Consider the following 24,803-nt stretch of genomic DNA (forward strand, 5'->3'; position numbering starts at 1 on the left):
TATACAATCGGTGAAATCTCAAAAGTTTATTTAACCGACAGATTTTCAATGGCTAATCTGTAGCTATCCATTCCAAAACCTGCAATTACACCGCGGCAATTGGCTGCTATCATTGATTTATGCCTGAACTCCTCACGTTTGTGTACATTGGAAATATGCACTTCGATAACCGGCGTATTAATAGCGGCAATAGCATCGGCTATAGCGATGGAGGTATGAGTGTAAGCACCGGCGTTCATCACAATGCCATCGTAACTAAAACCAATTTCATGCAGTTTATTTATAATTTCGCCCTCAATATTGCTTTGATAATAATCAATAGTGATGTTTGCAAAGCGTTGGCGCAGGGTTTCAAGATAGGTTTCAAAGCTGGCATCGCCATAGATTGATTTTTCGCGAACGCCCAGCAGGTTCAAATTTGGGCCATTTATAATTTGTATCTTCATTAGTTCAAACTTAGCTATAAATCATCAAAACTAAAATCAATTGGATTGGCGTTCGGCAATAAAAGGTTTCCAGGCATATTTAAAGTTAGAGAAATCTCTTTCCGATAACTCTATCGAAGCTTATAGCAGAGACATAGAAAAACTATATCAATATTCAGATTCACAGATAGTTAAACTGAAACCTGAATTAATTACTTTAACTGATTTACGAGGGTTCATCAACTGGATAAATGAGTTGGGGATGATCCCTTCATCGCAGGCCAGGATCCTTTCGGGCATCAAAGCTTTTTATAAATACCTGCTGATGGAGGATATGATCAAAACTGATCCATCAGAATTGCTCGAATCGCCAAAGATCAGGCGCAAGCTGCCTGATACGTTGAGTTATGAAGAGATCAATAAAATTATAGCTGCCCTTGATCTTTCAAAACCTGAAGGCATGCGTAACAAAGCTATCCTGGAAACACTGTACGGATCAGGATTACGGGTATCCGAGCTTACCGAGCTGAAGCTCTCCAACCTATACCTTGATATTGAATTTATAAAGGTGACGGGAAAAGGCAATAAGGAACGATTGGTGCCTATAGGAAGTGAAGCTATAAAAGCAATGAAGCTCTGGATAGAGAATGTAAGGGTCCACAATCCCATCAAAAAAGGAGAGGAGGACTACGTTTTCTTAAACAGGCGTGGTACAAGGCTAAGTCGGCAGATCATTTTTTTAACCATTAAAGGCCTTGCCGAAACAATTGGGCTAAAGAAAAAGATAAGCCCGCATACATTTCGCCATTCATTCGCTACGCACTTGGTTGAGGGCGGCGCTGATTTACGTGCCGTACAGGAAATGTTGGGCCACGAAAGTATTACTACAACGGAGATTTATACGCATTTAGACCGGGAGTATTTAAAAAGTACGATAAGCCAATTTCACCCGCGGAGTTGAGGTCAGATCAGGTACTGATCAATCACATCCTGCGGAATCTTTGCACCGCGTCCGGTAGCCATATCAATCATCACGTAATCAAACCAACCATCGCAGCAGATTTTTTTTGTAGTTTTATTGGTAATGGCAAACTTTACGCGGCAGCCCTTGTCGTCGATACTTTCAATGCCGGTTTTTACAATAAAGTAATCGCCCATGGTTAGGGCGCGCTTATAGTCAACATGCGCTGTACGCACCACCCAGCCAAAGCCGCGCTCCATAAATTTTTCCATGGCCATACCGTAGCAGCGTTCCATCTGATCATAACGGGCAGCCAATACATAATCAAAATATTTGCTGTTATGCACATGCTGAAACATATCGATATCATCAGGGCGTACGCGAAACTCAGATTCAAAAGTGGAAAGTTGGAGTGGTGTATCCATGCAGCAAATATAGTAATCCTATTTAAGCGAAAGGAAGGCCTCCAGTTTCTCATTAAAAACGTTCCCGTGATCGCAATTGGTAAAAAAAACATAGCCGGATTTTCGGGCTTTATCCATCATGAAAGCAGATTGAAAATTCCCATTATTGCCCGAATGCAGGTAAACTGTACCTGATGAACTTTGCGCAATTGCTATGCCCAATCCCCAGGTTGAATAGCCTGCCTTACGAAAGTCTTCGGGAAGCGGAACATTCAGTTGCGGGCGGTACATTTCTCTAAAGCTTGCTGAACTTAATCCTTTGTCTTTCATTAACGCTATGATAAAAGCTGCGTAATCCAAAGCGTTGGTATGCAGGGAAGCTGCAGGATTAAACGTATTTGAATCTATACTTAAAGATGGCAAAATGGGCCAGTTTAATCCATTCGTAGGGTCAATATGCCCATCTTGATGTCCTTTTACCTTGTGTTCCAAAATATATGGGTTAGCAGTGTATGAGCTATGGGGCATATGCAGCAGTTGGGCCACATCTTTTTCAAATACAGGCTCCATATTTTGCAACGACCGGTTAAGCAGATGCGCAACAACTTTACCCAGGTAAAGAAAACCTTCGCCCGAATAGCCAAAGGATGTTCCTGGTTTGAAATTCAAATAAAGCGCACCCGGCTTAACATGTAAAGATGAATCGGCAGGGAAGAAGCGCCAGTTTGGAAAGCCCGATTGATGAGAAAGCACCATTCGTGCAGTAATCAGTTTGTACCTTTCATCCTGTGCGATATCTGGATACGGAAGATATTTATACAAAGGAGTATCCAGATTTAATACGCCCCGGTCAACCAGTTTCATAGCCCAGTAGGTAAATACCGGTTTAGAAAGCGAGGCGGCTTCAAAAATTGATTGTTCATCTATTGGCTTCTTCGTTTTAATATCAGTTACACCTAATGCACGGCGATAAACGATTTTGCCTTTATTGATAAATGCTATAGACAATCCGGGGAGCTTTAGTGAATCCATCTGCTTTTGCAGAAAGCTGTCCATAGAGGCGTTGCTGATGATTTCTCCGGTTGAAGTGGCTATTTGGGCTTCTGATATATTACGAAAAACAAATGAAACTAAGCAGATAAGCATAAATGATCTGCGGCATTTACGGTATAAGTATTGTATGTAATTTCTCATTGGAAGGCCGAGTATAGTGTGTATGCTAATTGAGACGCAAGCATTAACGACATGGTTACAGATTTTATCATATTTTCGCGGCCACACAACTACTAAGGCAGCACTTTCGTAGAATAAGGGTAATTTATGAGCAAACACATTGTATTAATAGAAGACGAACCCGATATCCTTGAATCTACCACGTTGCTACTTGAAAACGAAGGCTTCCGGGTGTCTGGATTTAAGGCATTTACCACCCTGGAGGAAATGGTAGCCTTACAGCCCGATTGTTTTTTACTTGATGAGAACCTGCCGATTATTAGCGGCCATATAATTTGTATTTTATTTAAATCGAAGCCCGTAACCCGGGAAATCCCTGTGGTACTGATTTCTGCCAACCCGGCAATCAAACAAAAAGCAGCCCTTGGAGAAGCAGACGCTTATATTGGTAAGCCTTTTGAAATTCAGGAACTGGTGGATGTTTTGATGAGGCTGATGATATAGTGCCATTGGCGAAAATCTCCCTTTAATATATTCTATACGGTAAAAAAGAGAGACCGGTTAAGCCTCCCTTTTTTAATAACCCCAAATAAACTTATTGATTGACTCTAAATGATTCCCAGCCACCGATAGTAGCGCGGTTACAGGTCATGGCCTGCGTGCCGTTCTCGCCTGAGATGTACTTGGCGTTATTACCTCTGAACGAAGTAGTGCCGTCGGCGTTGCTTACCCAATCAAACTGTTCCCAGGGGCCTATAGACGTGCGGTTACAGTTGATAGCCTGGGTACCGTTTTCGGATGACACATATTTACCCGAATTTAACAGGGCAACTTTACCACCGCCCGCGTCAACAATGGTAAATTGCTCCCAGCCCCCGGCAGTTGCCCTGTTACAATTCATAGGCTGTGCGCCGTTTTCACTGCTTACATAGTTATTATTTGAACCTTTAAGGATTATTGTTTGCCCTATGGGTGGTGTGGTTGGGTTGCTGCCGCCTGCCACAGGCGCCGTCGGGCGCACAGCAGTAAGTGCAATTTGTCCTTTCAGCATTCTACCGCCATCACCGGTTAACCTTAGATAATAATCGGCAGAGCAAACGGTACCGTCCTCATCCAGTGATAAAAAATTGGATCCGGCAGGCACAAATGATGAGTTTTCACTGGTTTTGGCAATCTGGTTACCTTCATTATATTCATCAAACATGGATATATATAATCCCTGCGCACCACCACGAATCAGGTTATAAAATTGTGTCCACATCATGTCGCCATGTACGCGTTGACGTAATTGCAGGTCACCTGGCAGTACGCAAGGTTGATAATCAATACCGTTGGCGTTACAATAGGTCTGATCGCCTACTTGCGTATTGTTATAGAAGTTGTTGGCTTCAGTTATGGTGCCGATCTTACCGATCATCCATGGCGAGATCATATTTAAAGCGTTAAAGGTTGGTAAAAAGTTAGGCCGTACCTCGCTGGCATTAGGATCGCGCCAATAAGCGGGCACACCTCCTATAACATAACAACCCTGGCTTTTAAACCAATTGATCACATCCAGGCAAACCGCGGCCGAAAACGGGTGATTATCGTCATTAAAACCAAAGCCCCAGATACACACTACAGGTTTCCCATTCTGTTTAGCGTAAGCCGATGAAGTGGTGTAGGCCGACATCTTGTTTGTCCAGTCGGTTTTAATTTCTGATTGCATGTTTGTCCAGCCGCCAACATCGTACATAATATAAAATTTACGGCCGGTAGCCTCAGCGGCGGTTTTAACCTTGGCAGTTATAGCATCCCTTACCGGGCCTTCGCCGCCGGTGGGGTTAAAACGCTGAAGCGCCGCGCAATCAATATTATTTTGCTGCATCCACTGAAACTGCACATTTACCGTTTGATCATTAAAAGAGGAAAACAGTTTTGCAGGGCTGCCATTGTTCAGATTGGCAAACCCAGTTTGATAAGTGCTGGTGTACTCCCGTACATCGGGCCAGGATTTTACACCGATATTATTTGAATTAGGTGCCTGGTTATTGGGGTTTGACCAGTGCCACCATAAGTTAATGGGCGAGCCATCGCCGATAGCAGCAAACCAGCCCTGGTAGCCTACTGTAATTTTACCCACAACATCGCCAACTGCCGAAGCCGCTGTTTTGATTTTTGGCTGATTATTATTCAGTGAATTGGCCTGATTGCCTGCCAGTTCTTTTTTTGAGCAGGCGCTAACAATGCCTATGATAAGCGCGCAGCTTAAAACATAAAGTTTTTTTAAGTTCATAATTTTAGATGTAATTTTTTGATAGATTGGTTTATTAAGCGGAGATACAGGAATAACCTGCAAAAACCTACGGAGGTTTAAATACGGTAACGGGCATAAATAGCAATATTGGTTTAATGGTTTAACCGCTGCCATTTAGGGAAGCATTGGTTTAATTGGTTGGGAGCAAATAAAACCGGTCGCTATTAAAAAATACTTAAAAAAAGCTTAATGATATTGTGTTATAGTTAACTTATTTCCAATCTCAATTAAAAAATATTATAAAAAAAAGCGGACGGCCATCTTACTGGTCGTCCGCTTTTAAATAGATTTACAGGTATTATCTTATTGCCACCATTTAAGCGGAAACGTTATTTTATCAACCGAGCTGGCCACCATATCTGGTTTGAAAGCATAGTGGCTCAATTGATCTTTGCTGGAAATGCCGGATAGCACAAGGATAGTTTTGTAGCCCATTTGCACGCCTCCCTGGATATCTGTTTCCATGGTATCGCCAATTACGGTTGTTTCGGCAGTTTCGAGGCCCAGGAATTTCCTAGCCGAACGCATCATCACCGGGCTTGGCTTGCCGGTTACAAATGCTTTGCGTCCGGTAGCCTCTTCAATCATGGCTGTTGTTGCTGCAATGCCTAAATTATTCCAGCCTGGTTTTTTAGGAGAGGGGTCCCTGTTAGTAGTTATGAATTTAGCGCCGGCCAGGATCATATCAACTGCACGCTGTACCATTTCCAGCGTAAAATTGCGGCCTTCGCCTAAAACAACAAACTCAGGATCTGAATCAACAAGCGTAATGCCGTTTTCGTGTAAACTGGTTAGTAGACCGCCTTCGCCTAATACAAATGCTGTACCGTTGGGGCTTTGGTCGCCCAGAAATTTGCCGGTAGCCATGGCACTGGTATAAACATGTTTTGTTTCAACAGTTATTCCCAACCTTTTAAGCTTGCGTACTACCTCAAGGCTGGTGCGCTGGCTATTGTTGGTCATAAATGTAAAGGGAATATCATTATCAATAAGATGTTTGATGAATTTATCAGCGCCATATATCAGTTCTTCGCCGCTGTAAATTACCCCATCCATATCAATTAAAAGACCTTGTTTCATGGGTATAAAGTATTTAGTTTTTGTTAGGTGAGAGGGGTTAAGCTCCTTCAAAAAAGTCTATCAGGCCACCAAAATAGCTGTCATTCCATCCGTCAACAATGTCATTATAATCATCATCGGGAATGTTGGTATGCCTTAACTCGGCCGAAGTACCCTGTTTATCAGCATGTAATTTAATGGTTACGATAGAGTTATCGCTTTGCCCTTCAAAATACCATTGCTGTACCACTTTTTTATTAGGCTCAAACTCAATGTTTTTGCCTACAATGCTGCCATCCCACATCGAAAACTCGGTGCCGGGTTCGGTCGACATTTCGGCAACCTCGCCGGTCCATAATTCAATGGTAACAGGATTGGTAATGGCCATATAGATCTCTTCGGGAGTGGCCGGTATGCTGTAATATTTTTTATAATCTTTCACCCACGCAATTTAGCTGAAATAATTTAAACCTTTACAGGGCCAATTGGCAAAACAGTTTTTCCGTAAACCTCGTTCAATACGTTGGCAATACCGGTATAAATGGCCGAAGCACCGCAAATAATACCTTCGTAACCTGCAAGGTGTTTAATACCTGTGTTACCGGTAGCATCGCCCGCTACTAACAGGAAAAATAATATGGTTAACGATGCAAAGACAAATTGCAAAGCGCGGTTAAGCCTTAACGTACCGAAAAATAAGAGGAAAGTAAATACTCCCCAGATGCTCAGGTAGGCAATCATGGCGCCTTCAGATGGTGCAGTACCCCAGCCAAGTTTGGGCATCACCAACAGGCCAACTAATGAAAGCCAGAAAAATCCGTAGGAGGTGAATGCTGTAAGCCCAAAGGTGTTGTTCTTTTTAGCTTCGATAACACCGGCAATAACCTGTGCCAGGCCGCCGTAAAATATGCCCATGCCTAATATCATGGTGTTCATTTCAAAAAAGCCTGCGTTGTGGATGTTTAATAAAACGGTGGTCATACCGAAAGCACATAGGCCAAGCGGCGCCGGATTGGCAATACCATCCTTTACCGGAACTGGTGTAGTAGGGATCATAGTAGGTTTTAGTTTATTTGGTTTGTACCGCAAGCTAACTGATTTATAAATATTAAGCAAGTTTTTCACAACCCTTAACCTACTTTTGCGTTAAGTAAATACCTATGCAAAAATTAGTATTAATACGTCATGGCGAGAGTGTCTGGAACCAGGAAAACAGATTTACGGGCTGGGAAGATGTAGACCTTTCGGCCCAAGGGTACGACCAGGCCCATAACGCAGGGAAAATCCTCAATAAAAATGGTTATAATTTCGATGTAGGCTTCACGTCGTATTTAAAACGATCTATCAAAACGCTGCATTATATTTTGGAGGAACTAGATCATCTGTGGATCCCCGTCGAAAAATCATGGCGCTTAAACGAACGCTTTTATGGTGCCTTACAAGGACTAAATAAAGATGAAACCATTGCTCAATACGGAGAGGAGCAGGTATTAAAATGGCGCCGCGATCCTAATGAGCATCCACCTGCTGTAACCAAAGAAGACCCACGATATCCGGGACATGATTTGAGGTATAAAGACCTGACCGAGCGCGAACTTCCGTTAACAGAAAACCTGAGTGAAACCATGGACAGGGTATTGCCATTTTGGAACGAAAGAATTGTAAGGGCTATGCGCCGTAATCAAAAGGTTATTGTAGTGGCGCATGGTAATAGCCTTCGGTCACTTATAAAATACATTGATAATTTAAGCGATGAGGAGGTGACGGCCCTCGAAATCCCGACTGCTACGCCATGGGTTTATGAGCTTGATGAGGGCTTGAACAAGATCAGGCATTATTACCTTGAATAATTTGTACCCCGACTAAGTGAATACTTTGCAGGCTTTAGGCTGAATGTAAAACTTGTTTACAAGTTTCAACGGGTTTACTTAACAATAAGTTAATGAAATAGAAATGATTATGAATTAACCTTTGTGCAGGTTTGCCGTATAATTCAATATTATTAACTTATACATTAAAACCTAAAAAATCATTATGCTAAAGCTTACTAATCTACGTATGTGGGTATTGGCCGCTGCCGCAACCGGCATGCTGGCAAGCTGTCAGAAAAATGGCCAGATGCCTGCATTAAAAGATGCTGATCAAACCATCACCAACAAAACAATCAAAACATTAGCTGTATCCTTAACACAGGGTTTTGAAGTTGGCTCAACCAGTCCTAAAACTGCTTATGACGTATCGCCAACCGGCTCTTCAAGTGGTGATAATGTTACCTTATCAGGCAGTTCATGGAATATGTACGATGCGCTGATCGGCAATCTGGCTGCAGATCAAAAGGCAGGTTCATGGAGTGCCCGTGTACGTAACACCGGTAAAATCACCATGCTGTTTGATGTCACTACCGGCATCAGCACTGTTACTATCAAAAGTGCCACTTACAATGGTGACAGCGCCAGTACCTGGGGCTTGTTTTATTCAACCGATGGCGGCTCATCATGGGCTCAGTCAGGTTCGGCCATTACTACTACCGCAAGCTTAACAGTTTCAACATTTACGCTTACCCAAACCGGTAATGTACGTTTAGAGATTCGTAAACTTACCGGCGGCAGCAACCGTATCAATATCGATGATATCACCATTAATGATAACGCAGGTGGTGGTACAGGTGGTGGCGGTACTGTGCTTACAGGCAAAAAATTCCTGTTTGATGCAAGTCACCTTGAAAACGCGGGCAGTGCCGACTGGCAAATAGATGCCGATGGTACCGAGCAGGTTGCTATTTATACCGGTGGCACAACTACCGAAACCAAAGCACAGCGTATCCCTACGCCATCATATACAGGTATTACTTCGTCTACTTCTGAAACCTATTGGAAAGGCGCCCTTTCAGCATGGGCTGTAGAACTGGTAAAACGCGGCGAACTTGTTGAAACATTGCCTGTAGGTACAGCAATTACCTATGGTGGTGGCGGTGCCCAGGATTTGAGCAACTACGACGTATTTGTTGTTTGCGAACCAAACCGTTTGTTTACTGCTGCCGAAAAAACTGCCCTGATGAACTTTGTGGCTAACGGTGGTGGTTTATTCATGATAGCTGATCACACCGCGGCAACAACTGCCGGTACCGATGCAAATGGTTACAATCCATCTGATCGTGACGGCGATGGCTATGATTCACCAAGGGTTTGGAATGATTTGATGACCAACAATGGTATCAACAACAACAATCCTTTCGGCTTTAACATTAATTATGTTGATATCAATGAAAGCCCATCAACCAACGTTTACACCGGCTCAAATGCCGATGCTCAAAAAGTATTGAACGGTGCAGCCGGTGCGGCTTCAAAAATGGCATTCTATGATGGCTCAACTGCAACCTTATACCCAGCCAACAATTCAAGCGTACAGGGGTTGTTCTGGCGTAACAGCGCTACCAACGGCGGCACAGCCAATGCTATGGCATTATTGGCGACCTATGGCAGCGGTCGTGTGGTTTGGATCGGTGACAGCTCAGATGCTGACGACGGTACAGGTGATACCGGCGACAATTTATTTAATGGCTGGTCTGGCGATGCTCCGTCAGGATATACTTCTCACTCAGCATTTCATTTAAATGCTTCATTGTGGCTTGCTAAAGCTCAATAAGTATCATAAGCTTTTATCCTTAAGGGTAAGTTTCAATTGTTAGTTTAAGTCCTGTTGCCGGTGGCAGCAGGACTTTTTTATTTCCCTGCTTCAAACAAGTCGGTTGCTTTTGCAGTTGTAATAATAAAATGGCTGATGAGGCCGACTACTGTTTACCTATACAAAAAACATCACCATGAAAAATTATGAAACCTTAGTGGATGCCACTAATGACCTCCTGAAAAGGGGATATACAGCCAACCTTAGTCTGGATGGCGATACCATTGACGATAAGGAAAAAGATATCCATATGACTGCCGATGATTTTGAGATTGATGAGTTTTACCGCTTTGAGGGTGCCAGCAATCCATCGGATATGTCGATTGTATACGCCGTATCATCATCAAAATATAACTTAAAAGGCGTGCTGGTAAATGCTTACGGCACCTATGCCGATGACAGTTCATCGGCCGTGGCGGCAAAATTGCACCATGGGCAGGTGAGCCACAACCTGCATGGCGAAGACAGGCCTACTGCGTAAGTCGGCAGTCTTAAGTCGAAAATCTTAAGTTAAAAGTCGGCGACAAATATTTCTGTAGGGACAGCGGGATATTGGTTGTCGGCTTTTGGCTTTTTAAAGTCTCCCCTTTAGGGGAGATTTAGAGGGGTTTAACTCCTTCATCATTTTCCTCCCTGCCGATTGAATTGCTGGCGTACCATTGCGCATCAAAAATTCCAGTTGTGCCGGCAGTTCTTCGGCTATCCATGGATAACGAGATCTTAAATTGAGTAAGGCCCAGCCTGCAAATACTTTCACTGCAATTTTTACCTTGGGATCTATCATCCAGTCAAAAAGCTGCTCAACCACAGGTTCAAGATCAAGGCTGTTCAGTTTTTGTTTTACCGGCGATTGTTCCTTTTCGTCGGTAGCGTGCATCAGTATTTTCGTGTAATGCCTTTGACATCCCGGGTTAGTGACCTGTGGTAACCGTGCAATCAGGTATTCAAGATTATTGGTAAAAACCTCAGGATCTTTTAAAAACATATTCTCCAATAGCCAGGCTGCACGAAAGCCGAGGGGCTTATCGGCATGAAAGGTAATGTCGATCAAATCGCGCAAATCAAACTGCTGTTCGGTCAAAATAAGACTTAGTTCAAGCACTTTGAGTTTGCCTATGGTATTCGCTATTTTTTGGGTAAGTTCGTCGCGGGTCATTGGTAGCCTAAAAGTAAAAAAATACCGGTGCCTAACCTAAAACACTTGTTCATTTTTGGCATGCACTTTCAATGTCATCAAAAGTTATACATTTGCTGTCCGTATTAAAAAACTTAATATATACATGGTTAAATTCAACCGATTCACACTTGACAATGGCCTCAGGGTTATTGTGCATGAAGATAATACCACACCTATGGCCGTGCTCAATATTTTATATGATGTTGGTGCACGCGATGAAGATCCCGAACAAACCGGTTTTGCTCATTTGTTTGAACACCTGATGTTTGGCGGCTCTGTAAATATTCCTGTTTATGACGAACCCCTGCAGAGAGTAGGAGGCGAAAACAATGCCTTTACCAGCAACGATATTACTAACTATTACATCACCTTACCATCGGCTAACCTGGAAACCGCCTTTTGGCTGGAGAGTGACCGGATGTTAAGCCTTGCGTTCAGCGAAAAAAGCCTTGAGGTACAGCGCAACGTAGTTATAGAAGAGTTTAAACAACGCTACCTGAACCAGCCATATGGCGATGTTTGGCTAAAGCTTCGTCCGCTGGTTTATAAAACGCACCCATATCGCTGGGCAACCATCGGCAAAACCATCAAACATATTGAAGATGCCAGGATTGAGGATGTAAAAGCGTTCTTCAAAAAACATTATAACCCGCAAAATGCCATTATGGTAGTAGGGGGGAACGTAACGACAGAACAGGTAAAAGAGCTTTCTGAAAAATGGTTTAGCCCGATACCTGCCGGCGAAAAGTATCACCGCAACCTGCCGCAGGAGCCGGAACAACAGGAAGCCCGCCGTGAAACGGTGACTGCAAAGGTGCCGCTTAATGATGTGTATATCGCTTTTCAGATGGGAGCCCGTACAGACGAAGATTATTATGCCGTTGAATTGCTTTCGGATATCCTTTCGAGAGGCAATTCATCACGGTTGTACAAATCGCTGATTAAGGAAAAACAGATCTTTAGTGAAGTACATGCCTATATCACAGGTAGTTTGGATAAAGGCATGTTTGTGTTGGAGGGCAAGCCGCTTGAGGGTATCAGTATTGAGCAGGCAGAAGCGGCGTTATGGGATGAGCTGGAGAAAATAAAAACAGAAGAGATTCCGGCAGATGAGCTTACCAAAGTTCAGAACAAAACCGAATCGACAATGATATTTTCAGAAATGTCATTATTGGATAAGGCAATGAACCTGGCCTCGTTCGAGTTGCTTGGCGATGCAGACCTCATCAACCATGAAACAGCTAAATACATTGCTGTAACTGCTGAACAAGTGAAAGCCCAGGCCAGTAAACTGTTCAGAAAAGATAATTCATCAACGCTTATTTATTTAGCAGAGAAGTAAATCGTCTGAATCAGAATTTACAGAATTTAAGAATTAGCTGAATTTGAAATTACATTCTGCGAATTAAAAAAAATCTGTAAATTCTGATTCAGATTAACAATATTCATATGATCAACAGACAATTAGCTCCCGAGTTTAGGGCTATCGATAATATAAGCCTTATCAGGCCGGAGCATCAACAGCTTGGTAATGGCGCCAACGTTTTTAGTTTTAACTCCGGCGATCAGGAACTGGTACGTATTGAGTGGATCTTCGGCAACCTTAGCTTTGATCCGGCAAAGCCATTGCTTAACATGGCTGTAAATTCCATGCTTACCGATGGCACCACAACTTTAACAGCTGCCCAAATAGCCGATAAAATTGATTTTTACGGTGCTTTTTTACAGGTAGACTATGGGTATGAAAACTCGCAGGTTACGCTTTATACCCTGAACAAACACCTGCAGCACACTTTACCGGTTATTGCAGATATACTCCAAAACTCCATCTTCCCCGAAAAGGAGCTGGAAACCTTTAAGCGTAATCAGCGGCAAAAACTCCAGGTTAGTCTTCAAAAAAATGATGTAGTGGCGCGCCGCGCGTTTAACAGGGCTGTTTATGGCGCTACTATTTTTGGTTATGCATCAGAAATGGCCGATTATCAGACCCTTCAGCATGATGATATGCTGGCCCATTACAAAAAAATGTACCAGCCTTCTAATTGTACCATCATTGTAGCCGGTAAAGTTGAGCCCGAAACGCTGACGCTGTTGGCAGAAACATTTGACAAAAACTGGACGAGCACAGCGGCCCCGGCAATTACAAGCCAACCGGATATTAAGGCAGCTACCGATCTTTTTTATTTTACAGAGAAACCGGAGGCATTGCAGTCGGCAATCAGGATAGGTACGCCTATCATCAACCGTTCGCATGCCGATTTTCAATCATTACAGGTTTTAAACACGGTATTTGGCGGCTATTTTGGATCGCGGTTAATGGCCAATATCCGTGAAGATAAGGGGTACACGTATGGTATAGGTTCCGGACTGGCCTCATTTAAACAAGTCGGTTCATTTTTTATAGCAACTGAAGTTGGGGCAGATGTTTGTAAGCTGGCGGTTGCTGAAATTGAAAAGGAAATAAATGTTTTAAAAACTGAATTAGTGCCCGAAGAGGAGCTATCCCTGGTACGTAACTACATGCTTGGATCATTACTTGGTAGTTTGGAAAATGTGTTTTCACATGCCGATAAATTCAAAACCATCTATTTTGCAGGTTTGGATTATGATTATTACGACAGGTACACCGCAAATGTAAAAAATATCACTTCAGATAAGCTGATCCAACTGGCTAATACCTATTTCAACTTCGATCAGTTTTATAAAGTGATTGTAGGGAAATATTAATTTGATTTCGGATTTGGGAATTTCGATTTCGGATTTGTTTTTATTTTGGATTTGAGATGTTCGCTTCGTACCCTCGGAGACTGGATATCCCAAATCTAAATTATTAAATGTCTAATTATAAAATCCGAAATCGAACATCCGAAATCTCAAATCCCGAATTATCATCCCAAGGCAATTTTAAATAAATCCGAAATCGAAATTCCGAAATCCGAAATATTTTATTACCTTTGCCCGGCAAATAATAACTCCAAAATAATTATTTGCTATGCAGTTAGACCCATCAAAATTTGTTGCCGAAGGATTAACTTACGACGACGTTTTACTACTCCCGGCTTATTCAGAAGTGTTACCACGCGAAGTGAATACCGGAACTTACTTAACTAAAAGCATCCGGTTAAACATTCCCATCATCTCGGCCGCCATGGATACCGTTACCGAGGCTGATTTGGCTATTGCCATTGCTCAGGCCGGTGGCATAGGCATGCTACACAAAAACATGACTATACAGGCACAAGCTGATGAGGTACGCAAGGTTAAACGCTCAGAGAGCGGCATGATCCAGGATCCTGTTACTTTGCGCGAAGATGCTTTACTGGCAGATGCTTTTCAACTGATGAAAGAATTTAGCATTGGCGGTATCCCGGTTATTGATGCAGACCAGAACCTGAAAGGTATCATCACCAACCGCGATCTTCGTTTCCAAAAGGACATGAGCGTTCCCGTAAGTGAAGTAATGACCAAAACAAACCTGATCACTGCGCCGGAAGGAACTACCCTAACCGATGCTGCTAATATTTTGCAAAGTAATAAAATTGAGAAACTACCGGTTGTTAATAAAGATGGGAAGCTGGTAGGCCTGATCACATATAAAGACATTCAGAAAGTTAAAAACTTCCCTAACGCCTGTAAAGACGAATACGGCCGCTTACGTGTAGGTGCTGCTGTTGGTGTTGCTGCAGATAATATCGACCGCGTAACTGCCCTGGTTAATGCAGGTGTTGACGTAATTACGGTTGATACAGCTCACGGCCATTCAAAAGGAGTTATTGATATGGTTAAGGCGGTTAAGAAACTCTATCCTAACCTGCAGGTAATTGCCGGTAACATTGCAACGGGAGATGCTGCTATTGCACTTGCCGATGCAGGAGCTGATGCTGTTAAAGTAGGTATTGGCCCGGGCTCAATTTGTACAACCCGTATCATTGCCGGTGTAGGGGTGCCTCAATTATACGCGGTATACGAGTGTGCCAAAGCGCTTGAAGGCCGTGGTGTACCTGTAATTGCCGATGGTGGTATCAAACAAACCGGTGACATTGTTAAAGCTATTGCTGCCGGTGCAAGCTCTATTATGGCTGGTTCATTATTTGCAGGTGTTGAAGAATCGCCAGGTGAAACTATTATATACGAAGGCCGTAAATTTAAATCGTACCGTGGTATGGGCTCGGTTGAGGCTATGGCTAAGGGCTCAAAAGATCGTTATTTCCAGGATGAAACAGATGTGGTTACCAAACTGGTACCTGAAGGTATTGTTGGTCGCGTGCCGTTTAAAGGCAGCATGGCCGAAGTTATTTTCCAGTACATTGGTGGTTTACGTGCCGGGATGCACTACTGTGGTGCCGCCAATATCGAAGATTTACAACGTGCTAAATTTGTACGCATCACCGCTGCCGGTATGCGCGAAAGCCATCCGCACGATATTACTATCACTAAAGAAGCGCCTAACTATACAAGCAGGTAATTCTTAACATAAACTGCATAAAATAAAGCGTCTGAAAGATATTATCTTTCAGACGCTTTTGTTTTTAACGGCCTTATTGGCCGGTCACGGATGATGACTTTGAAATTAAGCCGTTGGCGGTGATGATCTTTAATGCCTGGTCATAATTGAAACCTACTTTAACCAGCGCATCAAAATAGTCTTTATTTAGTTTAGCTATTTCGGCTATTTTGCCAGGCTGCTTAAAATATGCAAGCTGGGCATCGAGCACTGATTTCGCCATCGATGCGTACATCGGCCCCATAGAGCTCATGGCATTTTGCATATCATTGGAAGGGCCTCCATAAAATAGATCTGTGGAAGCAGCCGTATCTGCGGCAACCGGCGGAGGCGGAAGTAATACTACATCTGTTATCTTGACATGCTTGCTTGTGTTAGCTTGTTCCGTTAAACTCACATTATAAAAATTAAAGTAACTGATTCCGGATTTGTGTAAGCCTGCATGTTCAATAATGTCAATTGATTTTGCGGCAGCAGGTATTTTTTTAAAATAAACTTTAAATTCAAGCTTATCGCCGACCTTTTTTAAGATGTCTTTATTGGGCACTATGGCTATATTTTCCGACTTAACATAGTCATAATGCGCGTTGCTTAAATCAGTTTGAATAAAGATCTCTTTATTGAGCTGCACCCATGCATTATCCTGGTAGGCGTAGTTTTCAAAAGTTACAATAGTATACTGACTATTGGTTTCAATTTTTTTGATGATTGTTGACTGATCATCTTTTTGCTCTACATTAGGAGTAGTGATGTTTTGTGCGAATGCCTGCGCCGCAACAATAAAAAAAGTGATAATGGTTAAAATAGGTTTTTTCATGTGATAATTTTTTCTAAATATATCAATATTGAAGTAATGCAATCAACACATAACAAAACCTTAATAGGCTAACGAACAAATTTTACTATCATTGAGCATGAAATCTATTTGTGTATTCTGCGGTGCTAATTTCAACGGCGATCCTGTATTGAAACAAGCCATTGAACTATTGGCAGAGGTTATGGTAAGCCGTAATATCACCCTCGTGTTTGGCGGCGGTAAAGTTGGCGTTATGGGCTTAATGGCCGATGCGGTGTTAAGCCGGGGTGGTAAAGCTATCGGTATAATTCCGCAGTTTTTGATGGATAAGGAAGTTGGACATACTGGTTTAACGGAGTTGCACATCGTAGAAAATATGCACCAGCGTAAGCAAATGATGAATGACCTTAGTGAGGGCATCATTACGCTTCCGGGAGGCTGGGGTACTCTTGAGGAGTTTTTTGAGGTTTTAACCTGGCTACAATTGGGTTTACACAATCATCCTATTGGTTTATTAAACGTGAACGGCTTTTATGATCTGTTGCTTAAACAAATGGATGTAATGGTTGAACAACGTTTCCTGAAACCAACCAACCGCGAACTCATCCTTACCTCCGGCGATCCGATAGAATTGGTGAACCTGATGGATAATTTCAACGCCAAACCAGACGAAGTATGGTTTAAAGACAGAAACCTTACGTAAGTGTTATCCAGTGGGGCTCTTTTCTATTCGAAACCATTTTTTATAGTTATTGAAGCTCCTGGCTTAAAATCAAGGTTTAAGAAACCCGGTTCAGATTGATTTATAGTTACATTTTTCCGTGCGCTGGTGAACCATGTTTTAAAAGGGAGTTTCAATTTGGTTTTACTCCCTTTTTCGGAAACTATCTTTACTTCTGAAACCTGACCTTCTGATTTCTTAACACTTACCAGGAAAGCACCCTCGGTACGTAAATTATCAAATGCCACGTCTTTCCAGGCAGCCGGTATTGCCGGTAACACCTCGATAAATCCTGCATAGCTTTGTATAAGCATTTCCTGTAAGCCAGACGCAAAGGCGAAGTTGCCCTCAAGCGTAAAAGGGCGGTACTGAAATTTTGAATATCCGGATTTGGTTTGATCGCCGTTAAGGTGAAAACTATTTACAGAACAAAATGCTTTGGCAAAAATAGTAAGGTCTTTTGCCGCTCTTTCACCGTCTTTAGCCCTTGCCTTCATATTTGCAAGCCAGGAGTAAGAATAACCACACCAATAGGCCGGACCAACACTATCAAGCAGGTGAATAGAGTTTTTAATGATAGATTGTGCCCTGGGCCCGTCTTCCCATTTAATGAGCCCCAAAGGATGGATGCTCATCATGTTAGAAAAATGACGGTGCGATTGATTATAAGGCGTCCCCGGCGCAAACATTAACTCATTTGCAGCAGTGAGGGCAAAGTCATTATATTGTGATGATATCTTTTTCCAGTGCGATGCTTCTGTTTTAAGGCCAAGTTCATTAGCCATTTCGGCTGCGGCCTTGAAAATAAATTTCATAAGCGACAGGTCATAATTGGTGTTTTGATGAAACCAGGCCGAGATATCATTATCATTAATTTCGGGGCTTGAGCTAATTGGCAACTTACGGTGCCCGGTGTTATCCAATACCGTTATATTTTCAATAAATGTAGCTGCGTCCTTAACCCATGGGTAAGCCCTTTGCCGCAGAAAACTCCTGTCCATACTATATCGCCATTGCAGGTAGTAATGCTGGCCCAACCACGCAGATACTGTAGGCGATAGCGAATATTGGATCCAGCCGCCCATTTCGGTACCGTCGAGGGTAGTAACGCCAGGTACTGCCAGGCCGGTTTTGCCAAAATACATTTTGGTGTACCGTTTGTAATTGGCTTTGTTTTGATCAAGGTGATCAAGATATGCCATGCTTTCATTTAAATGGTTGGCGCTGTAACCTGGCCAATAACTCAATTGCGTATTTAGGTCATGATGAAAATCGCCTTTCCATGGCGGCAGGCGGCCATTATCGGCAGTCCACACGGCCTGAAGCGAGATAGGAGGTGCCTCCGGCCTTGAAGCGGCGCCAAATTTATATTGTTCTAAATACCATTGCTTTTCAAGCAAAGCATCGGGGATGTGAATGGCCGATTTGCTCCAGAAGTTTTTCCACCAGGCACTATGCGATGTGTAATCTTTATCATATCCTCTAACCAACGCTTTCTCATTAGTGACAGCGGCAATAACGTTCCTTTTCTGATCCGGATATTGGGAAGAAATGCTCCAAACACCTTCAACGGTATGTAAACCCTTTTTATGCCAGCTTACATTAATTTGATAAGAAAAGCCATTCCAGCCTTTTTGTATGTAGGTGATATTATCCCCCTGCCTTGTAATGGTTCCCTGAGGATAGCCTAGTCTTGAAAGGTCATCGCCACCAACCGGGTCGCCGGATACTTTTACGGCCCCTTGGTATCTTGGGGCAATTATTTGCGGTATAATATCAGTATTAACATTCTCAAACCGGAACCAGCCGACCGGGGCCTTGGCATGTACAAATGTTTTAAGTATGGTGCCGTTTGCCCATTCTACACGGCAAAGCGCGTCTGCCAAATGTAAATTAACGGATAGTACCTTTCCCCACCCAAATGTATTAAACTCCAGTGCACCTCCGGGAATTTTTGACGGAGCAGGTTCATTATCATAAGGTTCGTCAAAATACTTTTGTACCGGGGTATAGTCTTTTTTATTAACGTGGTCAACAACCCATTGGTAGTTAAATTCCGGCCGGTGCAAGCCTTTCATGGGGCGCAAGTCCCAGATATCTGCCCTATCAAGCGAAAAGCGTAAATGATCCGACTTTTGCCATATCAGCGCACCTATCATGCCATTACCCAGCGGTACAGCTTCATCCCAACGTTTGGCAAGTGTGTCAAAATGCATATCGTGCTTAGCTGTCTGCGCAAATACACCGGCAGTAAGCAATATATAATAAACGAGTAATGCGTATTTTTTCATAACCTGTTCAGCGTATCAATAAAAGGGTTCATCTAAAATAAATTATTGGGTGCGCAAAACGATATAAATAACAACGCAAACGTTTGTTATCGCTTGATTTAATAATTACTTCATTTACTTCGTGCCTGTAACGACAATGCAGATGCTTTTAAAAGAAGATAGAATAAACCAATTCGTCTGTATATTTGGTTTCTGAACATGAAAGAAAGTAACTCAAATTCAATAGGTGTTAAAGAAATTGCCCGGCTTGCCAACGTTTCTATCGGTACGGTTGACCGGGTGATTCATAACCGGAAAGGGGTATCGGATGAAACCCGTAAAAAGATCAATGCTATTATTGAGGAATTCGATTTCAGGCCCAATAAAATGGCCAGTCTTTTGGCCCGGCGCAACAAGGTGAACATTGGCGTTCTTATACCTAAAACGTCGGCGGAAACCAATTACTGGTCGTACCCGCTGGCAGGTATCACACAAGCTGTTGATGAATTAAAACAGTTTGGTGTAAGTGTTATGCATTTCTTTTACGATTTAGACTCAAAAAGCAGTTTTGTTGAAGCAACTGAACAAGTCCTGGCTACTGATCTTCAGGGAATATTGCTGGCCCCGTCATTTATTGAAGAGTCACTGACGTTTACCCAAAAGCTTACCGTAGCAAATATTCCTTTTGTTTTTATAAATTCTGATCTGCCACGTCAGGAGAGCCTGAGTTATATTGGCCCCGACCTGTTTCAAAGCGGCCGGCTTGCCGCACAAATTATCGGTATGATGGTACGTGAAGCTGATGATATATTCATCGTGAACATTTCTACCGAACTGGAACCCGATCATCATTTGCTAAGAAAGGAGCAGGGCTTTCGCAGGTATTTTGAGGAACACAACATTGCCAATACCATACTCACACTCAATATCAACCATACTGACAACCAGTCGGTAAAAAAACAATTGAGCAAAGCGTTGGCCTCGGCTCCAAAAGCACGGGTATTATTTGTTACTAACTCAAGGGTAAATGTGGTGGCTGGAGTATTGGCCAATCATCCTCAAAAATTGATTCTGGCTGGATACGATTTTATCGAAGAGAATATCCTTTGCCTCCAAAATGAATCTATCTCTTTTATTATTAGTCAGCGCCCAAAAGAACAGGGCTACCGTGGTGTTATGGCGCTTTACAAACACCTGTTTGGTTTAGGCGATGCAGAGCGTATCACTTATATGCCGATAGATATCATCACCAAAGAAAACTTTCACTATTATAAAAATTAGAGGCTTGAAACTATCGTTCCCAACCGTATCGCCAGTCATTGCAGAAAATGGAACAATAGTTTCTGTTGAGCATCATCAATGCTGTAGCCAGAAATTGGCCTCAAACAATGGCTTGTTTACAATAACGATGCACTTTGCGAATCCAGGTATAGCTTAGCATTCTGGTGTTCACGCAGGATCGTCGACGGATATTTAACAGAAATGGGCTCTTTCAACGTTTTTACAACTGCCTCAGCTTTATTAATCCCCGGAACCATACAGAATATATAATCAGCGCCTAATAAAACAGGAATAGTTAGAGTAAGTGCTTTTACAGGCACATCTTCCAGCCGTTCAAAACAACCGTCGTTAACCTGTTGCCGGCGACAAACCGCATCAAGAGTAACCTTTTTTATAATTTCCGGATCATTAAAATTTGCCTGAAAGGGTTCGTTAAAGGCAAGATGGGTATTTTCTCCTATTCCCATAAAAACTATATCCGGTTTGTTATCATTCAGAAGGCTGGCGTAACGCTCCCTTTCTTTATCTGTATCTGCAGTATTGCCATTTATATAATTTACGCTCCTGAAATTAACATGCCCAAATATAGCATCCGCTAAAAAATTACCAAAGCTTTGCGGGGCATTGGCTGGCAAACCAAGATATTCGTCCATATGGAATGCGTTGACCCTTTCCCAGACGATAGAAATATCGTTTTTAAGGCTCTCCAAAAAAACCGACTGTGATGGTGCCGCTGCGAATATGATATTGATGTGTTCTTTTTTATTCAGCAGTGTTTTAATGGTTACAGCAGCATCGGCAGCAGCTTTTACGCCGAGGGCGTGCTTGTCGGTCAGGATGATAACATTTAGGTTTTGATATGCGCTTGTCATTTAATATCAGTTAAGCTTTGTAAATAGTTTGTCCTTTAACAATGGTTTGCAGTACACGGAAATCGCCGGTCATTAACACCAGGTCTGCATCTTTACCAATTGATAATGAACCTTTTTGCTGATCGACACCCATTATCTTAGCCGGATTTATCGTTATCATTTTTATGGCTTCAATTAACGGGATATCGGCCAGCTGAACCATGTTTTTAACCAGTTTATCGCAGGTAGCCACACTTCCGGCGAATGACGAGCGATCTGGCAATTTAGCTACATCGTCCTCTACAATAACTTTAAAATTATCGTCAATGGTGCCGAGATAGCTTTCGCCCGGTGGTAGTCCTGCGGCGCGCATAGCATCGGTGATCAGCGAAATATTGTCATATCCTTTTAGTTTACAAACCAGTTTAAGCAGGGCAGGGGGAAGGTGAACACCATCAGCAATGATCTCAACTGTCATATTATCCAAAAAGTAAGCAGCTTCTACTGAACCGGCATAGCGATAAGCATCTTTTCGGAATACGGTTGACATGCAGCTGTAAAAATGTGTTACATGGGTAAACCCATTATCGAAAGCTTCAACCACATCTTCAAAAACAGCATCGGTATGAGCTATGGCCGGCAATACGTTTTTGCTTTTCAGGTACCTGCCAAAATCCATTGCACCTGGTAATTCAGGTGCCGCACTCCAACGCTTTACAAAAGGGAACCGTTCAATGATCGATTTATATTCCGAAGGATCCGGATCTTTAATGTAACGGGGGTTTTGTGCCCCCTTTTGCGCCATTGAAACATAAGGGCCCTCTATATGAAAACCAATAAATTCGGCCCCCTTATCGTTAAGTCCCGAGGCTGATTTGTAGCACTCCAGAGTTTTCTCTAAATCGGAGAAGCTTGAACTGAGGCTGGTAGGGGCCATAGCGGTAGTGCCGAAGCGGGCATGCATTTCTGCTATCTTCAGATAGGCATCTGCATTATTATCCATAAAATCAAAGCCGCCCCCGCCGTGCACATGAATATCAATAAATCCGGGGCATAAAAGATTGCCACCGGCATCAATTTCGTTATCGCATGTAAATTCAGTCGGGCCGTTTTCAATGGCTTTGATTTTGCCGTTTTCGGCTATTAAAGTACCGTTTGAGTAAATGCCATTGGGCGTTACGATACGCGCGTTACTTATTTTTAAAAAACGTGACATTAGTTGTTCCTTAGCTTGTTATTTCGCGTGTACGTACACAATGCAATTTAGCGAAATTTCTATATCAAAAGATATATTTTTAAATGATGTCGATAAGGGAAACTTTCCAAAAGATCAGTTTAGCAATAAACAAACTTATAAGCATTTTAAAATCACATGGCAGAACGAACTGAGCACATGATAAAATCAACTTTAAACATAACAAAACCTCAGCATAATTTTATTGGTGCAAATATTTGGAAGATTAAAATGAACCAATTACTTTCGTTTACGTGTGCGTACACGTAAGTCACGAAAATGAAAAATCCTCGCACTAACGGTCTCAAACTCGCAAAACTTTATCTATTATTAGCCTTTTTATGTTGTGCCATAACTGTCAAAAGCTTTGGGCAGGATAATCTGAAGGTAAAGGCTTTTCATGTTGATTTGCGGATACAGGTAATGACTATGCCGGCGTTAAAGCAGTTGGCACTGAAACTTCATAGCCAGGGAATCAATACGTTAATTATGGAATGGGAGGGTTCATATCCGTACAGCACTGAAGCGGTAATATCTAATAAGTACGCCTATAAGCGGGATGAGGTTAAGGCATTTATAAAATATTGCGATGGGCTGCATATCGATGTTATCCCTTTACAACAAACCTTTGGTCATGTTGAATACATATTAAGGCATTATAAATATGCTGCATTAAGGGAGGATGATCAAAATTTTTCGCAGGTGTGCCCGAGTGAACCCGAATTAAACCGCGAATTGTTCACCAAGCTGGTTAAAGATATGATCAGTCTACATGATTCGCCTTATGTACATATTGGAGGCGATGAGACCTTTTTGCTTGGCCATTGCGAAAAATGCAAGAAAAAGGCCGCTGAAGTGGGGCTTTCACGCCTGTATTTTGACCATATCAAACTCATCTGTGATATTGTCAGCAGCCTTGGCAAAAAGCCTGTGGTATGGGCCGATATCGCCCTGAAATATCCTGACTATATTCATCTGCTGCCTAAGGAAACCGTTTTTGTGGACTGGAATTATGGCTGGAACCCCAATCTTTTTGGCGACCGCAGCAAATTACTGGCCAGCGGCTATGAGGTGTGGGGAGCGCCGTCAATCCGTAGCGAACCCGATAATTTTTACATCGAAAAATGGTTTAACCATTTCGAGAACATCCGCAATTTTGTACCGCAAATCAAATCATTGCATTATCAGGGCGTAGTGATGACATCATGGTCAACATCAGGCGTATACTCAACCGTTTTTGATTCAAATGATGATCCGGTTGCGCTATACCCAATACGCCGTGTTTATCCTTTATCTGCCTTTAATTTGCTTATCACGGCCTACACCGAAGCCGTTAAAAGTAATCAGCCGCTTGATGTAACAGCATTTATCCGCAATTATTGCAAAACAAATTATGGCTTTAACCAGTCGGATGCAGAGCTGTTTAAACAGGCACTTTTTACAGCACAATACCCGGTAGCTATGGGTAAAGTAAAAGGAAAAACAAATTTATCGCTTGATGAACTTATTGACAGTACAGGTACCGCACTTTCAACGTTGAACAAACTTAAACCGCAGAAAAATCTGCGTGAGTTTGAACATTACAGGTTAATGGCCGAAATCAGGTTATTTTATCTCCATGTATTGCAGGTAGAGGCTGCCATGAACAGCGCGCAGTTTAATGTGGCATCAAAAGATAAATATCGCCCGGCTATTATTGCCTTAAAACGACAATCGGTATTGATCGATGAAAAATTTAACAAGCTAAACGGTGGCTTCCTGAAGGCGGGTGAACTGGCAGATGAAAAAGAGCTTCGTAATGCTAAACTAAGCGAGATTTATGCTAAACTGATAAAATAACTATAGCCTCTGGCAAGGAACCATTTAGAGTATAAAATCACCTATTGCTGCACACCTTGAAGCAGGTTGTCATCAAGCTATTACAAACATTATGACCATAGATACCGGTGGAAAAGCTATGTTTGACG

General features: G+C 42.5%; 23 protein-coding genes. 11 read left to right on the top strand and 12 right to left on the bottom strand.

Going from position 1 to position 24,803, the window contains the following annotated elements:
- Positions 1-26: 26 nt before the first annotated feature.
- Positions 27-446: a type II 3-dehydroquinate dehydratase gene (aroQ, locus tag ACEN9X_RS26830; protein ID WP_091206618.1), complete on the bottom strand. Its 420-nt coding sequence runs from the start codon at positions 444-446 to the stop codon at positions 27-29.
- A gap of 40 nt (positions 447-486) precedes the next feature.
- Here aroQ and xerD point away from each other — a divergent pair, with 40 nt between their 5' ends.
- Positions 487-1,386 carry a site-specific tyrosine recombinase XerD gene (gene xerD / locus ACEN9X_RS26835; RefSeq protein ID WP_413668059.1) on the top strand — a complete coding sequence of 300 codons (900 nt, stop codon included), beginning with the start codon at positions 487-489 and terminating at the stop codon, positions 1,384-1,386.
- Positions 1,387-1,388: 2 nt separating this feature from the next.
- Here xerD and ACEN9X_RS26840 read toward each other — a convergent pair whose 3' ends face one another.
- Both ACEN9X_RS26840 and ACEN9X_RS26845 read right to left on the bottom strand, forming a co-directional pair.
- Positions 1,389-1,811: an acyl-CoA thioesterase gene (locus ACEN9X_RS26840; RefSeq protein WP_091206624.1), complete on the bottom strand. Its 423-nt coding sequence runs from the start codon at positions 1,809-1,811 to the stop codon at positions 1,389-1,391.
- 18 nt (positions 1,812-1,829) lie between these two features.
- Positions 1,830-2,984 (bottom strand): serine hydrolase domain-containing protein, encoded by a 1,155-nt coding sequence (locus ACEN9X_RS26845; RefSeq protein ID WP_413668060.1) that lies wholly within the window; start codon positions 2,982-2,984, stop codon positions 1,830-1,832.
- 126 nt (positions 2,985-3,110) lie between these two features.
- Here ACEN9X_RS26845 and ACEN9X_RS26850 point away from each other — a divergent pair, with 126 nt between their 5' ends.
- Positions 3,111-3,467 carry a response regulator gene (locus ACEN9X_RS26850; RefSeq protein WP_413668061.1) on the top strand — a complete coding sequence of 119 codons (357 nt, stop codon included), beginning with the start codon at positions 3,111-3,113 and terminating at the stop codon, positions 3,465-3,467.
- A gap of 91 nt (positions 3,468-3,558) precedes the next feature.
- Here the strand turns inward: ACEN9X_RS26850 and ACEN9X_RS26855 are convergent, their stop codons facing one another.
- The 4 genes from ACEN9X_RS26855 to ACEN9X_RS26870 form a co-directional block, all read right to left on the bottom strand.
- On the bottom strand, positions 3,559-5,238 hold the full coding sequence (locus ACEN9X_RS26855; protein ID WP_413668062.1) for a hypothetical protein: 1,680 nt from the start codon (positions 5,236-5,238) through the stop codon (positions 3,559-3,561).
- 324 nt (positions 5,239-5,562) lie between these two features.
- Positions 5,563-6,339 carry an HAD-IIA family hydrolase gene (locus ACEN9X_RS26860; protein WP_413668063.1) on the bottom strand — a complete coding sequence of 259 codons (777 nt, stop codon included), beginning with the start codon at positions 6,337-6,339 and terminating at the stop codon, positions 5,563-5,565.
- Positions 6,340-6,376: 37 nt separating this feature from the next.
- Positions 6,377-6,760 (bottom strand): SRPBCC domain-containing protein, encoded by a 384-nt coding sequence (locus ACEN9X_RS26865; RefSeq protein ID WP_121225310.1) that lies wholly within the window; start codon positions 6,758-6,760, stop codon positions 6,377-6,379.
- 23 nt (positions 6,761-6,783) lie between these two features.
- Positions 6,784-7,374, bottom strand: coding sequence for an acetate uptake transporter (locus ACEN9X_RS26870; protein WP_413668064.1), 591 nt, complete (start codon positions 7,372-7,374; stop codon positions 6,784-6,786).
- A 104-nt stretch (positions 7,375-7,478) separates the two neighbouring features.
- Here ACEN9X_RS26870 and gpmA point away from each other — a divergent pair, with 104 nt between their 5' ends.
- The 3 genes from gpmA (at position 7,479) to ACEN9X_RS26885 (ending at position 10,483) form a co-directional block, all read left to right on the top strand.
- A complete protein-coding gene (gpmA, locus tag ACEN9X_RS26875; protein ID WP_413668065.1) occupies positions 7,479-8,168 on the top strand; it encodes a 2,3-diphosphoglycerate-dependent phosphoglycerate mutase in 690 nt (229 codons plus the stop codon).
- Positions 8,169-8,352: 184 nt separating this feature from the next.
- Positions 8,353-9,963 (top strand): hypothetical protein, encoded by a 1,611-nt coding sequence (locus ACEN9X_RS26880; protein ID WP_413668066.1) that lies wholly within the window; start codon positions 8,353-8,355, stop codon positions 9,961-9,963.
- Positions 9,964-10,138: 175 nt separating this feature from the next.
- Positions 10,139-10,483 (top strand): phosphoribosylpyrophosphate synthetase, encoded by a 345-nt coding sequence (locus ACEN9X_RS26885; protein ID WP_110583138.1) that lies wholly within the window; start codon positions 10,139-10,141, stop codon positions 10,481-10,483.
- Between the two features lie 93 nt (positions 10,484-10,576).
- Here ACEN9X_RS26885 and ACEN9X_RS26890 read toward each other — a convergent pair whose 3' ends face one another.
- Positions 10,577-11,158: a hypothetical protein gene (locus tag ACEN9X_RS26890; RefSeq protein WP_413668067.1), complete on the bottom strand. Its 582-nt coding sequence runs from the start codon at positions 11,156-11,158 to the stop codon at positions 10,577-10,579.
- Positions 11,159-11,282: 124 nt separating this feature from the next.
- On the opposite strand from ACEN9X_RS26890, the gene ACEN9X_RS26895 reads away from it, so the two are divergent.
- The 3 genes from ACEN9X_RS26895 (at position 11,283) to guaB (ending at position 15,644) form a co-directional block, all read left to right on the top strand.
- The gene (locus tag ACEN9X_RS26895) at positions 11,283-12,521 is read left to right on the top strand and encodes a M16 family metallopeptidase (RefSeq protein ID WP_413668068.1); all 1,239 of its coding nucleotides are present in this window, start codon (positions 11,283-11,285) and stop codon (positions 12,519-12,521) included.
- 107 nt (positions 12,522-12,628) lie between these two features.
- Positions 12,629-13,906 carry a M16 family metallopeptidase gene (locus ACEN9X_RS26900; RefSeq protein WP_413668069.1) on the top strand — a complete coding sequence of 426 codons (1,278 nt, stop codon included), beginning with the start codon at positions 12,629-12,631 and terminating at the stop codon, positions 13,904-13,906.
- A 265-nt stretch (positions 13,907-14,171) separates the two neighbouring features.
- Positions 14,172-15,644, top strand: coding sequence for an IMP dehydrogenase (gene guaB / locus ACEN9X_RS26905; protein ID WP_091206658.1), 1,473 nt, complete (start codon positions 14,172-14,174; stop codon positions 15,642-15,644).
- A 73-nt stretch (positions 15,645-15,717) separates the two neighbouring features.
- On the opposite strand, the gene ACEN9X_RS26910 is transcribed toward guaB, so the two are convergent.
- Positions 15,718-16,500 carry a hypothetical protein gene (locus tag ACEN9X_RS26910; protein ID WP_413668070.1) on the bottom strand — a complete coding sequence of 261 codons (783 nt, stop codon included), beginning with the start codon at positions 16,498-16,500 and terminating at the stop codon, positions 15,718-15,720.
- Positions 16,501-16,597: 97 nt separating this feature from the next.
- On the opposite strand from ACEN9X_RS26910, the gene ACEN9X_RS26915 reads away from it, so the two are divergent.
- Entirely contained in the window at positions 16,598-17,182 is a 585-nt protein-coding gene (locus tag ACEN9X_RS26915; protein ID WP_413668071.1) for a TIGR00730 family Rossman fold protein, read from the top strand.
- A gap of 23 nt (positions 17,183-17,205) precedes the next feature.
- Here the strand turns inward: ACEN9X_RS26915 and ACEN9X_RS26920 are convergent, their stop codons facing one another.
- On the bottom strand, positions 17,206-19,491 hold the full coding sequence (locus ACEN9X_RS26920) for a glycosyl hydrolase family 95 catalytic domain-containing protein (RefSeq protein ID WP_413668072.1): 2,286 nt from the start codon (positions 19,489-19,491) through the stop codon (positions 17,206-17,208).
- Between the two features lie 198 nt (positions 19,492-19,689).
- Here ACEN9X_RS26920 and ACEN9X_RS26925 point away from each other — a divergent pair, with 198 nt between their 5' ends.
- A complete protein-coding gene (locus tag ACEN9X_RS26925) occupies positions 19,690-20,751 on the top strand; it encodes a substrate-binding domain-containing protein (RefSeq protein WP_413668073.1) in 1,062 nt (353 codons plus the stop codon).
- Positions 20,752-20,867: 116 nt separating this feature from the next.
- Here ACEN9X_RS26925 and ACEN9X_RS26930 read toward each other — a convergent pair whose 3' ends face one another.
- The gene (locus ACEN9X_RS26930) at positions 20,868-21,623 is read right to left on the bottom strand and encodes a 6-phosphogluconolactonase (RefSeq protein ID WP_413668074.1); all 756 of its coding nucleotides are present in this window, start codon (positions 21,621-21,623) and stop codon (positions 20,868-20,870) included.
- Positions 21,624-21,633: 10 nt separating this feature from the next.
- Positions 21,634-22,818 carry an N-acetylglucosamine-6-phosphate deacetylase gene (gene nagA / locus ACEN9X_RS26935; protein ID WP_413668075.1) on the bottom strand — a complete coding sequence of 395 codons (1,185 nt, stop codon included), beginning with the start codon at positions 22,816-22,818 and terminating at the stop codon, positions 21,634-21,636.
- A 297-nt stretch (positions 22,819-23,115) separates the two neighbouring features.
- Between nagA and ACEN9X_RS26940 the strand changes: the two genes are divergently transcribed.
- Positions 23,116-24,675, top strand: a complete 1,560-nt coding sequence (locus ACEN9X_RS26940) for a family 20 glycosylhydrolase (RefSeq protein ID WP_413668076.1) — start codon at positions 23,116-23,118, stop codon at positions 24,673-24,675.
- The last annotated feature ends 128 nt before the right edge of the window (positions 24,676-24,803 follow it).

Origin of the sequence: Mucilaginibacter sp. Mucisp86 (genome assembly GCF_047324315.1) — a bacterium.
Taxonomy (GTDB): Bacteria; Bacteroidota; Bacteroidia; order Sphingobacteriales; family Sphingobacteriaceae; genus Mucilaginibacter.